Here is a 14,644-nt window from a genome sequence, read left to right as displayed (position 1 = left end):
CCTGTGCTGACGCTGGCGGCCTGTGCTGACCGCGGTCCTGGCCTGAAACCTCAGGCCACGCTCTTCGGCTGGGCGGCCCCCTGGATGGCATGAAGCGGGGGCTGCAAGGCGCCTTCGCTGCGCTTGATTTCCTCGATGATGAACAGCGGCCGGTTTTTCGACTGCATGTAGAGCCGGCCGAGATATTCGCCGATCACCCCCAGCACCAAAAGCTGCGTGCTGCCGAGGATCAGCATCGGGGCCATGATCGTGGTCCAGCCGCGAATGGCGATGCCGGCGAAATAGGAATAGGCCGCCCAGCCCATCATGCAGATGCCGACCAAAGCGGCGAGCAGGCCGAGATAGGTCGCCATCCGCAGCGGAACGGTCGAAAAGCCGGTAATCGCGTCGATGGCGAAACGGATCATCGCCTTGACCGGGTAATGCGTCGTGCCGGCAAAGCGGGCGTGGCGGTGGTATTGCAGCGGCACCTGCTTGTAGCCGATCCAGCTGACCAGCCCGCGCACGAACCGGTGCTGCTCCGGCAGGCGGTTGAGCTCGTCCAGCACGGGGCGGCTCATCAGGCGGAAATCGCCGGTATTGGGGGGAATGTTGACGTCCACCAGCTTGCCCAGGATGCGATAGAACAGATCGGCGGTGAACCTCTTGAACGCGGATTCTCCGTCGCGCGCGGTGCGCTGGCCATAGACCACGTCGGCCCCGCCATCCATCAGGGCCATCATGTCGTGCAGCAGTTCCGGCGGGTCCTGCAGGTCCGCGTCGATGATCAGGACGCGCTCGCCCCGGCAGATGTTGAGCCCGGCGGTCAGGGCCAGCTGGTGACCGTGATTGCGCGAGAGGAACACGCCGACCACGTGCGGATCGGCGGCGCAAAGCTCGCCGATGATCGCGCGGGTCCGGTCGCGGGAGCCATCGTCGATCAGGACGATCTCGAAATCCCAGCCCACCGCCTGCCGGCATACGCCGACCAGCCGCTGGTGCAGTTCATGGAGCACGCCCTCCTCGTTGTAGCATGGTGCGACTATGGACAGTGCTGGGCGGGCCGTTTCGGTCATCACGGAGTACCTTCAATTCGGAACTCGGAACGCAGGCCGCAACGAATTCGGTAGCGCTCCTCCACACTCGCCGGAATTCGCCAAAGCATGAAGCCGATCGCGGCCTGCAATGGTCTTGATACAATTTCCCCGGCGGCATTGGCTATTGGGAAGGCGGGTAGGCGCCCGCGCGCCGATCTAGCTCGCAGGGGAAGGGTCTCCCACAATAGGGATTACCCCCCAAGCATTAGGACCCGGCCGGAACCGGGTCGCGCCAGCCGAAATTCCCGCCGGGAACGAGGCCGATGCCGCGCAGGGTCTCGACCCTCGGCAGGCGCGGCCCGGCCCGGCCGATCAGCGTCATCGGGCGGCCCCGGAGATGCCCGTCAAGGAAGTCGAGGATGTAGGAATCGGCCGCATCGAACGTGGTGTTCGGATCGTTGAGCAACCACAGCCGCGATGCGTGCGGCTCGAACAGGGCATCGCTGAAACTGCCGTGAGCCGTTCCGGTAATGCGGATTCCCGCACTCCCGGCCCGGGCCGCCAGGGCCGCCTGCTGCTGGAGATGGCGGGCCATCAGCCGCGCGTTGAACATGTCCCGCGGCTTGCCCGAAGTCAGATCGGACATGGCCGGAACCGCATCGTTGCTCCTGATATAGAGGTAGGGCGCCCGCATCTGTCCGGCCGCCGCCCGCCCGAACAGCGAACCATCAAGGCTGATCACCGCGGCAACGCGGGGATCGATCATCGCCGCCTCGGCCGCGGTCGCGCCGCCGAACGAAAAGCCCATGAAGGCAACCGCCCGGTGGTCGACAAGGCCGTTCCAGCCCGATGCCTCCGGCCGGGCGGCGCAGGCAGCCAGCCAATCGAGGCCCGCCAGCGCCTTGCGCGCCTGAAGGCCGACCCGCAGGTCGTTCAGCGCCACGGTCCGGTCATAGTCGGCCTGGCTCGCATAGAGCCAGTCGTGCAATCGCGCCTGTTCCTGCCGCGCGTCAGCGTCCCGCCGGGGGCGGTCGAGGCCGATGTCGTCGAAGGCCGCCACGATGTAACCGTGTGCGGCAAGATGGCGGAGCCGGACGGAGTTGTCGTCCCGCGCGCCCTTGAAGTGCGGCATGTAAAGTACGATGCGCCGCTTTTCTCCCTCGGCCGCCGCCAGCGGAAGCCCGTCAAGGCCCGAACAATCGGAGACGATGGCCGCCCCCGCCCTCCCCGGCCGCGCGGGAAGCCAGAGGTCGAACCCGATCGGCCCGCTCACCGTGGCCCGATAGACCGGATAGGGGCCGGGCGAACCGGGCGCCCTTGCCTGAGCAAGGAGAAAGGGCGCAAGCGCTGCCCCGCCGATGCCGAGTCCGACCAGCAGCAGACCCGGCCGCCACCGGGCGGAGACAAGGCCGCAGCAGCCCAGCGCAAGCAGGCCCAGCCCGACCGCGAGCGGCGCGGTCCAGCACAGCTCGCCGCTGAGAAGCACGAAAAGGCGGTCAAGGATCGCGTTCATCGCTAGCTGCAGAATCCAGCCGAGCCCGGCCGGGCATCCGCGCCCGCGGGTTCGGCCTTCAGGCTAGCAGACGAGGCCCTGCCGGTAACGCGCGCCATCGGCTTGCCCCGTCATGAGGACCCGTCCCCGCAAAATTCGGCCAGACCTCATCCATCCGGACTACCCCGAAAGTATCAGCCCGCCGCCGCCGGGCGCGAGCAGTTCCCGCGCTAACACTTATGCGTCATGGCCTGCCGCCCGCGCGCGGTGATACCTCCCGGCCATGCCTTACTCACCCCCAGTGCGGTATTGCGGGTTCCGGGATCATCCCGCGCGGGCGCGCCCCGGCAGGCGGAGGCAGCCATGCAACTGACCTTCATCGGGATGATCCAGCTTGTCCTCGGCGGCCTGGTCATCCTCGTCGGCCGGCCCGGCAGCACGCTGGTCTTCCTGCTCTTCAGCGCCCTGTTCGAGGGGTCGGCCGCCCTCGTCCTGCCCGCGCTGGGGGGCTCCACCGTGCCGCCGGTGCAATTCGCGCTGCCCTTCGTCCTCATGCGGATATTCGCCCCCAAGGGCGGGCTTTCCGGCTATTTCCCCGATGCCTTGCGCGCCAACCTGTGGCTTGCCCTGTTCTGCTTCTACGGCGTGGCCCTGTCCTACCTCGGCCCGCGCCTGTTCGGCGGCACTGTCAACGTCGCGCCGATGAAGACGCCGATGACCGAGAACCTGTTCTTCGTCGTGCCCCTCGCGCCCACCACACAGAACCTCAACGCCGGCATCTACATGACCAGCGCGCTGCTCCTGGCACTCTGCGCCTATATCCTCGCCCGGTGCGAAGGGGCCCAGAAGGCACTGGTCTCCGCGTCGATCGGCTGCGGCTGGTTCCTGATCGCCACCGGCCTGCTCGATGTCGCCGGGCGCGGCACGCCGATCGAGGATTTCCTCAAGCTGTTCCGCAACGGCAACTATGAACAGATGAGCGCGGAAGTGGACGGCATGGTCAGGATCGCCGGGATCATGCCCGAATCCTCCACCTATGCCGGGGCCTGCTTCGTGTTCCTGATGGTGAACGCGGAAATGTGGTACCGCTCCATCGCGGTTCGCAGCACGGCCCCGGTTGCACTGGCGCTGATGCTGATGCTGGTGCTCAGCACCTCGTCGACCGCCTATGTCGCACTGGCGAGCTATGCCGCCTTCTTCATCCTGCGCGCGCTGCTCCTGCCGGGGCTGGCCCCCCGGGGCAAGCTGCAGGAAACCTTGGTGCTGGTCGGCGCGGCCGTGTTCCTCGCCGCCGTGGCGATGGCGATCCTGCCCCGGATGCTCGACGCCGTGTCGGGCACGGTCCTGTCGATGACTGTCGAGAAGTCGGCGAGCAGTTCCGGCCAGCAGCGGCTGTTCTGGGCGGGGCAGGGCCTGACCCTCGCCCGCGCCACCTTCGGCATCGGCGTCGGGCCGGGCAGCTTCCGGTCGTCCAGCAACATCATGGCGATCCTCGGCTCGATGGGCGTGATCGGCATTCTGTCCTACATTCTCTACCTGCTGGCCGTGTTCCAGCCCGCGCGCCGCTCAAGCTACGGCCTGGGCGACGACGCGGCCCAGACGCTCGGCGGGGCGCTCGCCAGCGCCGCGATCCTCGGCCTGATCCCCGCCGCGGTCACCTCGCCCATCGCCAACCCGGCCGCGACCTTCTCGCTTCTTGCCGGAGCGGCGCTCGCCATCCGCCCTGCCCGGCCCGCGCGGCGCAAGGAGCGGTCCGCCGCCGCCGGGGAACGGGCAGCCGTCCCCGCCGCGATCGCCCGCCGGCGATGACCGCGCCCCAGCCGGAAGACGGCCGCATCGGGCCAGCGGCAGAAGCGGTCCCGCGCCCGGCCGACCCGGACCTGCGGCATGGCACCGTCCAGGGGGTCTTCTCCCTCGGCACCGTTCGCATGGGCACCAACCTTGCCGGGGCGCTGGCTCTCGTCATCCTCGCCCATCTCCTCACCCCGCGGGATTTCGGCATCGTCGCCATTGCCAGCGCGGTGCTCGGCGTGGTCCAGTCCAGTACCGAACTCTCGCTGTCGCAGGCCCTGATCCAGAAGGACCAGGTGCGCCCCAGCCAGGTCGACACGGCCTGGACCATGTCGCTGATCCGCTCGGTCCTGCTGGTCCTGCTGTTCCTCGCCATCGCCTGGCCGCTGTCGCTTATCTACGCGGTCCCCGGCCTGATCCCCGTCCTGGTGGTTTCCGGCGCGACCGGCGCCGTGCTCGGCCTGCAGAACCCGTTCATCATTCTCGTCACCAAGGACCTGCGCTTCTGGCCGCTGGCGATCTACCTGCTGGCCCTCAAGGTCCTCAGCCTCGGCCTTGCCATCGCGCTGGCGCTGATGCTGCGCTCATACTGGGCGATCATCGCCGGCAATGCCCTCGGGGCCGTCATCGTCACGGTCTGGAGCTACCTGCTCGTGCCCTACCGGCCACGCTTCTGCCTGCGCGATGCCCGCGACATCTGGTCCTTTTCCGGGTGGATGTTCTTCAAGCAGGTGGTCGAGACGCTCAACTGGCGGATCGACCAGCTGATCATCGGCGCGGTCGTCTCCAAGCCCGCGCTCGGCATCTATGCCATGGCGGACAGCCTCGCCGTGATCCCCGCGCGGGAAACGCTCCATCCCATCCGCTGGGTGCTGTTCCCCAGCTTCGCCAATCTGACGCATGATGCCGAGCGGCTGAAGAAGGCCTGCCTGCGCGCCCAGTCGACCCTGCCGATGGTCGCCGCGCCGCTCGGCATCGGCCTGGCCCTCGTCGCCGAACCGGCGGTTCAGGTCATGCTCGGCCCGCAATGGAGTGCGGCCACCCCGTTCGTCAGCATCGCCGCGATCCTCTATACCTTCAGCACCTTCAGCGTGGCCCTGCAGCCGGCGGCCATGGCCGTCGGCCGCACCCGCCTGCTGTTCCTCCAGCAGGTGCTGGCCCTCGCGGTCAAGGTGCCGCTGCTCGTCGCGGGCCTCCTTGTCGGCGGCCTGCTCGGCGCGGCGCTCGGGCGCTGCCTGGCCGAGCTTCTGTCCACCCTGTTCGAGATGGTCGCCACCCGGATTCTCACCGGGATCAGGGTCGCCGCCCAGCTGGCCGCCCATGCCACCACGATCGCGGGCCTGATCGCCATGGCCGCCGCCATCCTGCCGCTGCGCCACCTGCTTCGCGCCGATGGCTGGCCTGCGCTGCTCCAGCTCGCGCTCGAGGTCACGGCCGGCGGCTTGGGCTACGTCGGGGCGGTGCTGGCGATCTGGCATGTCACCGGACGGCGCGACGGCCCGGTGACCGAGCTGCTGCACGTCGCCGCCCGCGCCGGGTCAGCCCTGCAAGGCAAAGCCGGCCTGCGCCGGCTGCGCGCGGCAACGGCGCCGAGCCGGTGAGCCGCCCGCCCGGCCCCGCGCCCGCACGGGAATGAAGGCGAAGCGCCCTGCGCCGCGATCCGGTCCGGCCGCCATGCCGTTCGGGATCGCTGCCCTGGCCGCGCTGCTGATTGCCCTCCCCCTGCCCGGGTCGACCGCCCGGTCGGCGCCCGAACCGGCCATGACCACGGCCCTCCCGACCGAAGTCTTTCTCGAATCCATCGGGGTCGTCTCGACCTTCCCGGATCGCGGCCAGCCGATCGAGGAAACCATCAGGATGGTCCGGTTCGGCGGATTTCGCTGGGTCCGCGCCGGCATCGAAGGGCTGAGCGAGAACGGGCCGACCACGCTCGCCACCCTGCTGCGGCTGCACCGCGAAACCGGCGTGAAGTTCAGCTGGGGCCTCGTCAGCGGCGGGAACGACCTGCCCCGCCTGCTCCGCACCGGGCGCGAGCTGGCCGGATCGGATGCCCTGCTCGCTTTCGAAGGGCTCAACGAACCGAACAACTGGCCCGTCACCTATCAGGGCGAGACCGGCGGCGGGCAGGACCGTTCGTGGCTGCCGGTGGCGAAGCTCCAGCGCGATCTCTACACGGCGGTCAAGGCCGATCCCCTGCTCGCGCGCTACCCGGTCTGGACCGTCTCCGAACCCGGCGCGCAGACCGACAACGTCGGCCTCCAGTTCCTCGAGATCCCGCCATGGGCCTCGACCCCCATGCCCGCCGGGACCAGGTATGCCGACTTCGCCAACGTCCACAACTACATCTACCATCCCCACTCCCCCGAGCCGGCCGACAACAAGGTCTGGAACGCGGCGGCCCCGGGCCCGGAAGCGAGAGTGGACGGGCTCTACGGCAATTACGGGCGGACCTGGCGCAACTGGTTCACCGGCTATACGCAGGCCCGGCTCGATGCCCTGCCCCGCGTCACGACCGAGACCGGCGCCGCGATAACCGGCACGATCACCGAGGAGGTTCACGGGCGCAGCCTGCTCACCCTCTACCTCGCCCAGTTCCGGCGCGGCTACAGCTACACCTCGGTCTACCTGCTGCGGGACCGGACCGATGAGGCGGGCAATCAGGCCTTCGGCTTCTTCCGGCGCGACTATTCGCCGCGCCCGGCCGCGCTCTACCTGCACAACCTGACCACCATCCTCGCCGATCGCGGCCGCATCGGCCGCCCCGGCCGGCTCGACTATGCCATCGCCAACCGGCCCGAGACCGTCCACGAACTCCTGCTCCAACGCCGCGACGGGGCGTTCCAGCTGGTTATCTGGGGCGAACGGGTGCGCGGCGCGGACCACATCGCGATCACCTTCGGTCAGGAACGCCCCGCCGTCACGATCTACGACCCGACGGTCGGCGCCCGGCCGCTGCGGAGCCTGACCAAGGTGCGCCGAGTCGACCTCACCCTCGCCAACCACCCCTACGTGATCGAGATCGCCCCCCGCGCGCGGTGAAGGGGCCACCCCGCACAAACCGCTTTCCTACATCGCGCCCCGCTGTCAGCTTCCGCTTCGCGAGCCTGATCGGCCCGTTCCTTGAACCGTCAGACAAGCGCGTCCGGTTGGACAAGTGTCACCCATGCACTCTGCGCAAAACGCGCGGAATTTCGCCATTCCGGCGCGAACTCAGGGTGACACTCGTGTCACCCTCGCCGCTGCGTCAGGACAGGGCCTAGTCCAGCACCCGCCGTTTGAGCACATGCAGCCCCAGCCACACGCCCGCCACCGTGCAGGGGGTCAGTACGGCCAGCCAGGGCCCGGCATGGACCCCCGGCAGCACGGCCTCGGCCCCGTCGAGGACGTGGCCGACGAGACTGATCGCATAGTAGCTCAGCGCGACGACCGAGAGCCCCTCGACCAGTTGCTGGAGCCGCAACTGGCGCGCCGAATTGCGCTCCATCGAAGCGAGCAGCCGTCCGTTCTGGTTCTCGATCCGGGTCTCGATCCGGGTCCGCAGCAGCGAGACGAACCGCGCCAGCCGCTCCGCCAGCTGCTCGGCGCGACGGCGATGGGCCGCGCAGGTCCGCACCGCCGGTAGCAGGCGGCGCTGGGTGAAATCCGCCAGCGAAAGGTGATCCGGCACCGGGCGGACGGCAAGGCCGGCCAGCCGTTCCTCGACGATCGCCGCATAGGCCTCGGCCGCGCCCATGCGGAAGTCGGAAGCCGCCCCATGCGCAACCAGTCGCAGCGACAGGGCGCTGACCTCTTCCAGCAGGGCATCGTCGGTCACCTCGGGCCGGGCCATGTCGCGGCTGACCGCCTCGAGGCCGCGCTCGATCCCGTCGAGCGCCGCCCACCCTTCGCGCGCCACCGGCAGGCCGAGCAGCGCGAGATTGCGGTAATTGCCCAGCTCCTGCAGCCCCTGCACCGCGCGGGCCAGCGGATGACCGCGCAGCCCGTTCGCCGCCACCAGCAGCACGCCGAAGCCGTCATCCCGCAGCGCGAAATCCGACCAGATCCGCGCCCCCGGCCCCGCCATCCCCGGCCCGCCCACGTGGCACGATACCAGGTCGGCGGAGAGGAAACCGAGCCCCGGCAGCAGCTCCCCGGCCGCCGCCTCGTCCTCGACCAGCACCACCCGGGTCGCGCGCATGACCTCGCCTGGCAGCGCCTCGGCCGCGTCGAGCAGCCCGGCCAGCCCGCTGTCTCCGCGCATGGCAAGCGCCGGCCCGCTGCCCTCGAGAAACAGGGTGAAGGTCGTCGCCTCGCTGTGGCGCTCCCAGCAGAACCGCACCCCCGGCGCCACGGTGCCGATCAGGTGGCGCTGGCCCGGCGCGGGCGGCTCGCCCCCGGCCAGGCGGCCGAGCATGACGCGCTCTGCCTCGCGCGCCTCGCCCTCGCCGACGAGGCGCAGGTACTGGATCACCGAAGCCGGGGCGCAAAGGCGCGGCCAGCGCCGCAAGTGCATCTCGGCCACCACCGCCCGGCGCAAGGCATGTTCTGCGCGCATGTCGCGTCCTTCCCGTTCCGGGTCACTAGACCACCGCGCACGGCACCCGCCCACCGGGCCGAAAGTGCAATAGCGTGCCGACCGGCGCCCATGCCAAGGCGAGGGCAAGAACCATACGCCTCGGGAGACGACCGAAATGCGCCTGTACCCAGCCCTGAGCCTGACCGCCCTCAGCCTCGCCGCCCTCACCCTTGCCGCCTGCTCGGCCGAGCCGGCACCGCAGGAGGCCGTTACCAGCGAAGCTGCCACCGATCCGGCCAGCGCGGCCGCCACCGGAGAGGCCGCGGCCAGCCCCAGCCCTGCCGTCAGCGCGGCCGCAGCGCCCACAACAGCGGCAAGCCCCAAGGCGGCCGATGCCGCCGCGCTGGTCGCTCCCGCCAAGGCCGCCGCCGCGGAGGTCCCGGCCGTCAAGCCCGCGGCCGCCAAGCAGATTGCCGCCGCGCCGCCGGTCGCCCCCGCCACCTTCGCCCGCTGCACCGTCTGCCACAGCGCCGAGAAGGGCGCGGCCGACAAGCTCGGCCCCAACCTCTGGGGCGTCTATGGCCACAAGGCCGGCCAGGGCAGCTTCAGCTATTCCCCTGCGCTCAAGGCCGCCGGGCTGACCCTCGACGAGCCGACCCTCGACAAGTGGCTGGAAAACCCCCGCGCGCTGGTGCCAGACAATATCATGAGCTTCCCAGGCCTGAAGGACCCCGCCAAGCGCCAGGAGATCATCGACTATCTCAAGCAGCTCCACTGAGAAAAAACGACGCAGCACTGGGCCGGGGAAGGTCGCATGGCCTTCCCCGGCCCAGTGCCGTCCCGTCCCTAGAACCGCGCCCGCAGCGAGACCGTCAGCCGGCGCGGCGCCGCCGGGGCGAGAGCGCGCGGGTCGCTGGCGCCCGGCGCCTCGGCCATGTCGATGTCGCCGATCTCCGCGAACGTCCCGGCCGTGACGTAGCGCCGGTCCAGCAGGTTGCGCACCTGCGCCGCCAGTTCGATCCCCGGTGCCAGCGCAATCCGCCCGTCAAGGTCGAACACCGCGTAAGGCGCGGTCGGCGCCGTGTCGTTGCCCTCGTCGCCAAGGAGATATTGCCCCGAGCGCGCCCGCATGGTCAGGCCGACCTGCCAGCCCGCGCCCTGCCGGACCGCGTTCAGGTCCAGCGCATGACGCGGCACGCCCGGCAGCCGGTCCCCCCGCCGGACCGCGATCTCGCCGTCGTCGTCCGCCGCCGGGTTGTTCGGGCTGGACATGGTGAAACCCTCGCGGAAGCGCGCATCGGTCAGGGCATAGCTGGCGGACAGCCGCCACCCGCGCCCCGCCCCGTCCAGCCGCTGCCACTCGGCCGAAGCCTCGATGCCCTGCCGCCGGCTCCGGCCCAGATTGGCGAAATAAGCGCGCCCGCGCACGCCGGAGGCGATCATGCGGATGTCATGGCGCGTATCGGCGCGCCACAGCCCGAGCCGCCACGACATGCCGCGCCCCTCGCCCGAGAGGCCGAGCTTCCAGTTGCGCGCCGTCACCGGCACCAGCGGCGGGTCGGAGACGAAGAAATTGGCCAGGGTGCAGGGCGCCTCGGGGTCGGCGCAGGACAGTTCGGCCGGGGTCGGGTTGCGGCCGGTAAGCGAGAACCCGGCGCTGGCCCGCACCTTTGGCGTCAGGGCATAGTCGAGTTCGATCGAAGGATTGAGCCGGGTGAAGACATGGTGCCCATCCAGCGCCGCGCCGATCCGGTCGTCGAGCGTCACGGCATTGCGCGACCAGCGCGCCCCCGCCTCGACCGACAGGCGCCGGGTCAGCGGCAGTTCCGCACTGGCGAAGAGCGCGACGTCACTCATCCGGTTGACGAGGTCGACCGGCTGGATCGCCCCGTCCTCGGAGGTCACGACCGGCCCCAGCCCGGTGACCACGCGGTCCGCCCCGAGCACGCCCAGCTCGCTGGTGGCGGTGAAGCGCGTCCGGGCCCATTCCGCCACCATGCCCAGGGCAAGGCGGCGCGTGCCTTTCGCAGTCTCACGCTGGTCGCGCCATTGCAGCATGGCGCCGCCGCTATGGGTCTGCTCGTCGCCGCGGTTGAACACGGCGTAGCGGCTCGTCACCGGCACCGCAGCCAGCGGCGCCCCGTTCGAGAGCAGCGGTTCTTCGAACTCGCCGTCATCATCTTCGAGGCAGAGCAGCCCCGCATCATCCTCGCAGGGCCCGAAATCGGCCAGGTCGCCGTTGGCGCTGCGGCGCGAGAGCGCCTGGAAATGCGCGGTCAGCTCGATCCGCCCGGTCGATCCCACATCGATCCACGGCGCCGCCACCACGCGGGCGAAGCGGGTGCGGGTAACGTCCGGCCGGGTGAAGACCGCGCGCCAGTCCGCCGCCAGCAGTTCCACCGGCGCCACGCCGTTGCCGGTCAGGCGGCTTGCCGCGGCAAGGCCAGACAGTTCGATGCCCCAGCCCTCGTCGCTGTGCTGCCCCTTGGCGAAGAGGCGGCCGAGCGTCGACGGACTACCGGCCCGCCAGCCCGGATCGTGGCGCGCCTCGGCCACGATCAACAGATTGTCGCGCTGTCCTCCCAGCCCCAGCGATAGCGCTCCGCCATGACCGCCGATGGAGTCGACGTCGCTTTCCGCCCTCAGGCCCGCGAGGCTCACCCCGTCGCCGGTCTGGAGCAGGAGCGACCCGGCCAGCGCATTGCGCCCCAGCACCGGGCTGGCCTCGTTGAGCTGGACCGAAACCAGCGCCGCCTCGGGCAGCAGGTCCATCAGCACCACATCGCCGAAAGGCTGGTTGAAGCGCACCCCGTCGAGATAGACCGCCAGCCCCTGCTCCGAGCCCTGCAAGGCCGAAGCGGAAAAGCCGCGCCAGCCGATCGCGGCCTGCCACGGATTGCCGGTCGCCTCGCCCAGCGTCAGGCCGGGCACCCCGCGCTCGAGCGCGCGGGCGAGATCGGGGCGGGCGCTGGCGTCCAGCGCCTCCGGGCCAAGCCTGCGGGCCTCGTCAAGGTCGATCGCGCCGCCGGGCGCGGTGACCACGATCGGCCCGTCTGCCTCGGCCCAAACCGGCACCGCCGTGGTCGTGAGCAGCAACAGGCAAGATCCGGCCTTCCAGTTCATCCTCGTCCCCCGCGCCCTTCCGGCGCCTTCCTTTCCGGCCCCGCGGGGCCGGGTGCTACAGCATCCGGCGCAGTATCCCGTCCCGGATCACGAAGTGATGGCGCAGCGCCGCCGCGATGTGGCCCAGCGCGAGGACCAGCAGGACCCAGCCGCCGATTTCATGAAACTCCCGCCCCGCGACATGGAGCGCGCTGTCCTTGACGACGGCCAGCTTCGGCCAGTCGAACAGGCCGAACCATGCCAGCGGCCGGGTGCCAGCCGAAGACATGATCCACCCGCTCAGCGGCATCAGCACCATGAAGAGGTAAAGCGCCGCGTGCACCGCCCGGGCCGCGCCCACCTCGAAAGCCGTCATGGTCGCGGGATAGGGCGGCGCGGTCCAGGTCAGGCGCAGCGCCAGCCGCAGGACCGAGAGCACCAGCACGGTCAGCCCGACCGACTTGTGCACCGGGATCAGGTTGATCACGTCCTCGAGCGGATCGTGCAGCAGGCCCGTGGCAAGGTTGAACAGGATCAGCGCCGCGATGGTCCAGTGCAGCACCCGCGCGCGCAGGGCATATTTGAGATCGAGGCCAGTCGTCATGGTCACAGGCTCCAGTTGATGCCGGCCCAGAGCGTACGAGGCGCCCCAAGGTCGATGGAACCTCCCTGATTGCGGGTTATTATGGCCTTGTCGAACAGGTTTTCCGCGCGCAGCACCAGGCTGGCGCGCCCCGCCAGCGGAATGCGGGCATAGGCATCGAGCGTGGTCGCTGCAGGCAGGACGTCAGTCTGCAGGTCGTCCTCAAACTGCCTGCCGACATGGTGCAGCGTCGCCGAGAGCAGCCAGCCCTCGGCCGGCACCAGGCCCACGGTTGCCGAAGCGGCGAAAGCGGGCGTCTGCGCGGGCCGCATCCCGGTCAGCGGCGAGGCGGCGCCATTGCGCAGTTCCGCATCGCTCCACGCGAGCGAGGCATCGAGCCGCAAGGCCCCCCGCGCGGCATGAGCGCTCACCTCGACCCCGCGCGACTGGATCATGCCCACGTTCTGGCGCTGGCGCAGGTTGGTGCCGATGGTGACATTGGCGATCGCATCGCGGATCTCATTGTCGAAGATCGTTAGGCTCAGCCGCACGTCCTTCGCCGGAGTAAAGTCCAACCCCGCCTCGTAGCCGCGCAGCCGCTCGTTGCGCAGCGCCGCATTGGCCTGGGTCGTCACCGGGAACACGCTGAACGGGCGGTAGAGTTCGTTCAACGTCGGCTGGCGCAGGCCGGTATAGGCCGCCGCGCGCAGATCGATCATCGCCCCGGCGTGAACCAGCGCCCCCGCCCGCCAGGTCGCGGTCCATTCGCTGCGGTCGGCATAGGCGGTCCGGCTGGTGAGCGCGCCCGCGCCGTCGCGGACCTCGTAATAGCCGCCGGCCACGCGGGTGCGGTCGGCGCGCAGCCCGCCGGTCAGCACCAGCCCGCCCAGCGTCCAGTCCCCGTCCGCATAAAGGCCAGCATCGCTGTTGACGCCCCCCGCCTGCCGCCGCGCGCTGATCGCCCCGGCGGCATTGATCGCGTTCTCGCGCGCCGCGCCATCCGCCCGGCGCCAGTCCGCGCCCAGCCGCAGCCCCAGCCCGGCGCCGAGCGGCGGGCGCACTTCCAGCTTCCCGCCCAGCCCGCTCGAGGGGGTCTTGTACTGATCAAGCACCGGCTTGAAGGTCGAGGATGAGACCGTCACGCTGCTGAAATTGCGCAGTTGCACGCTGCCCAGCAGGTCGAACTGCCAGCGCCCCCGGCCGACGAGGCGCAGGCTGAAGTCCTGCCCCTCGCTGGCGCTGTCGGCCCCGGCGAAACGCAGGGTCCGGTTGTCCCGAAAGACCAGGGCGCGTGTCTGGATCTCCATGCTGCCCGAAAGCGGCGCGGCGGCGCGCAGCCCGGCCGACCACGAGGCGAAGCGCGCCGGCACGCTGGCGGCCACGCGCTGGCTGGCCGGCGTGGTCCAGAAGCCTTCGCCCCGGTCCCAGCGCCCGGACAGGACGAAGAACCCCGACCCCAGCCGCGGCGCCAGGGCGGCGCTGGCCGAAGTCTCGCCGCGCTGGTTCACAAACAGACCGGCGGAGGCGAGGCCAAGCTGGTCCGGCCCGGCGCTCTCCAGCGCGATCGTGCCCGAAAGCGCTCCGGCGCCGAACGGGCCCGAACCGCCGCCCCGCGTCACCCGCGCTGCCCGCAGGGTCTCAGGGCTGAGCGCGGAATAGGGGATATAACCGAAGAACGGATCGGCCATCGGCACCCCGTCGAGCAGGACCAGCGTCCGGCTCGAGGCATTGCCGCCCAGCGCGCGCAGGGTAGCGCCTTGGGCTGATGGGTTCGACGAGCGGCTGTCCGAACGGCGGAACTGCTGGAACCCGGCAATCGAGGATAGCGCGTCCTCGATCCGGTCGGATGCGGTCGCGGTCAGTGCCTCGCGCCCGATCTCGGTGGTGGAGTAGGCGGTGGTGCCCGCCGTCTCGGCCAGGCCCTGCCCGGAAACGACGATCTCGCGCCCTGCCGCATCGGCCTCGGCCGCGGCATCGCCTTCCGCCGCGTGCGCGCAACAGGGCAGCGCGGCGGCGAGTGACAGGGGCAGCACGAAGGCGCGGGTGGTCCGGGCGCGGCGCCCGGCGGCAAGGAAAGTGTCAACCATATGCTGCGACCTCAACGGTGACATGAAAACTGGCGGGAAGGCTTCCGGCGCCCCACGGATGGGCAGGGACGCCGGAAG

10 protein-coding genes are annotated in these 14,644 nt (G+C 70.3%); 4 read left to right on the top strand and 6 right to left on the bottom strand.

Annotated elements, in window-relative coordinates; genetic code table 11:
* Positions 1-50: 50 nt before the first annotated feature.
* Both H7F51_RS06435 and H7F51_RS06430 read right to left on the bottom strand, forming a co-directional pair.
* Complete coding sequence (locus H7F51_RS06435) at positions 51-1,055, bottom strand: glycosyltransferase family 2 protein (protein WP_185663413.1); 1,005 nt, start codon at positions 1,053-1,055, stop codon at positions 51-53.
* Between the two features lie 226 nt (positions 1,056-1,281).
* Positions 1,282-2,529 carry an alpha/beta hydrolase gene (locus H7F51_RS06430; protein WP_185663412.1) on the bottom strand — a complete coding sequence of 416 codons (1,248 nt, stop codon included), beginning with the start codon at positions 2,527-2,529 and terminating at the stop codon, positions 1,282-1,284.
* Between the two features lie 342 nt (positions 2,530-2,871).
* Between H7F51_RS06430 and H7F51_RS06425 the strand changes: the two genes are divergently transcribed.
* From H7F51_RS06425 to H7F51_RS06415, 3 genes are all read left to right on the top strand, one after another.
* Positions 2,872-4,317 carry a glycoside hydrolase gene (locus tag H7F51_RS06425; protein WP_185663411.1) on the top strand — a complete coding sequence of 482 codons (1,446 nt, stop codon included), beginning with the start codon at positions 2,872-2,874 and terminating at the stop codon, positions 4,315-4,317.
* Positions 4,314-5,900 (top strand): lipopolysaccharide biosynthesis protein, encoded by a 1,587-nt coding sequence (locus tag H7F51_RS06420; RefSeq protein WP_185663410.1) that lies wholly within the window; start codon positions 4,314-4,316, stop codon positions 5,898-5,900. The genes H7F51_RS06425 and H7F51_RS06420 overlap by 4 nt, the downstream gene beginning before the upstream one ends.
* Before the next feature lie 73 nt (positions 5,901-5,973).
* Positions 5,974-7,338: a glycosyl hydrolase gene (locus H7F51_RS06415; protein ID WP_185663409.1), complete on the top strand. Its 1,365-nt coding sequence runs from the start codon at positions 5,974-5,976 to the stop codon at positions 7,336-7,338.
* A 217-nt stretch (positions 7,339-7,555) separates the two neighbouring features.
* Here the strand turns inward: H7F51_RS06415 and H7F51_RS06410 are convergent, their stop codons facing one another.
* Complete coding sequence (locus H7F51_RS06410; protein WP_185663408.1) at positions 7,556-8,833, bottom strand: DUF3422 domain-containing protein; 1,278 nt, start codon at positions 8,831-8,833, stop codon at positions 7,556-7,558.
* Between the two features lie 136 nt (positions 8,834-8,969).
* Between H7F51_RS06410 and H7F51_RS18635 the strand changes: the two genes are divergently transcribed.
* Positions 8,970-9,572: a c-type cytochrome gene (locus H7F51_RS18635; RefSeq protein ID WP_246447918.1), complete on the top strand. Its 603-nt coding sequence runs from the start codon at positions 8,970-8,972 to the stop codon at positions 9,570-9,572.
* Positions 9,573-9,640: 68 nt separating this feature from the next.
* Here the strand turns inward: H7F51_RS18635 and H7F51_RS06400 are convergent, their stop codons facing one another.
* The 3 genes from H7F51_RS06400 to H7F51_RS06390 are packed head-to-tail and all read right to left on the bottom strand — an operon-like array spanning position 9,641 to position 14,566.
* Positions 9,641-11,917 carry a TonB-dependent receptor gene (locus tag H7F51_RS06400; protein WP_185663407.1) on the bottom strand — a complete coding sequence of 759 codons (2,277 nt, stop codon included), beginning with the start codon at positions 11,915-11,917 and terminating at the stop codon, positions 9,641-9,643.
* 55 nt (positions 11,918-11,972) lie between these two features.
* Entirely contained in the window at positions 11,973-12,500 is a 528-nt protein-coding gene (locus H7F51_RS06395; RefSeq protein ID WP_185663406.1) for a cytochrome b, read from the bottom strand.
* A 2-nt stretch (positions 12,501-12,502) separates the two neighbouring features.
* Complete coding sequence (locus H7F51_RS06390; protein WP_185663405.1) at positions 12,503-14,566, bottom strand: TonB-dependent receptor; 2,064 nt, start codon at positions 14,564-14,566, stop codon at positions 12,503-12,505.
* Positions 14,567-14,644: the final 78 nt, after the last annotated feature.

The sequence above is a fragment of the Novosphingobium flavum genome (assembly GCF_014230315.1).
Classification (GTDB): Bacteria; Pseudomonadota; Alphaproteobacteria; order Sphingomonadales; family Sphingomonadaceae; genus Novosphingobium; species Novosphingobium flavum.
This window is presented reverse-complemented; position numbering and strand designations above follow the sequence as displayed.

Excerpts from the sequence above, each read along its gene's own strand:
- H7F51_RS06435 (WP_185663413.1), bottom strand. The coding sequence starts at position 1,055 with ATGACCGAAACGGCCCGCCCAGCACTGTCCATAGTCGCACCATGCTAC.
- H7F51_RS06430 (WP_185663412.1), bottom strand. The coding sequence starts at position 2,529 with ATGAACGCGATCCTTGACCGCCTTTTCGTGCTTCTCAGCGGCGAGCTG.
- H7F51_RS06425 (WP_185663411.1), top strand. The coding sequence starts at position 2,872 with ATGCAACTGACCTTCATCGGGATGATCCAGCTTGTCCTCGGCGGCCTG.
- H7F51_RS06420 (WP_185663410.1), top strand. The coding sequence starts at position 4,314 with ATGACCGCGCCCCAGCCGGAAGACGGCCGCATCGGGCCAGCGGCAGAA.
- H7F51_RS06415 (WP_185663409.1), top strand. The coding sequence starts at position 5,974 with ATGCCGTTCGGGATCGCTGCCCTGGCCGCGCTGCTGATTGCCCTCCCC.
- H7F51_RS06410 (WP_185663408.1), bottom strand. The coding sequence starts at position 8,833 with ATGCGCGCAGAACATGCCTTGCGCCGGGCGGTGGTGGCCGAGATGCAC.
- H7F51_RS18635 (WP_246447918.1), top strand. The coding sequence starts at position 8,970 with ATGCGCCTGTACCCAGCCCTGAGCCTGACCGCCCTCAGCCTCGCCGCC.
- H7F51_RS06400 (WP_185663407.1), bottom strand. The coding sequence starts at position 11,917 with ATGAACTGGAAGGCCGGATCTTGCCTGTTGCTGCTCACGACCACGGCG.
- H7F51_RS06395 (WP_185663406.1), bottom strand. The coding sequence starts at position 12,500 with ATGACGACTGGCCTCGATCTCAAATATGCCCTGCGCGCGCGGGTGCTG.
- H7F51_RS06390 (WP_185663405.1), bottom strand. The coding sequence starts at position 14,566 with ATGGTTGACACTTTCCTTGCCGCCGGGCGCCGCGCCCGGACCACCCGC.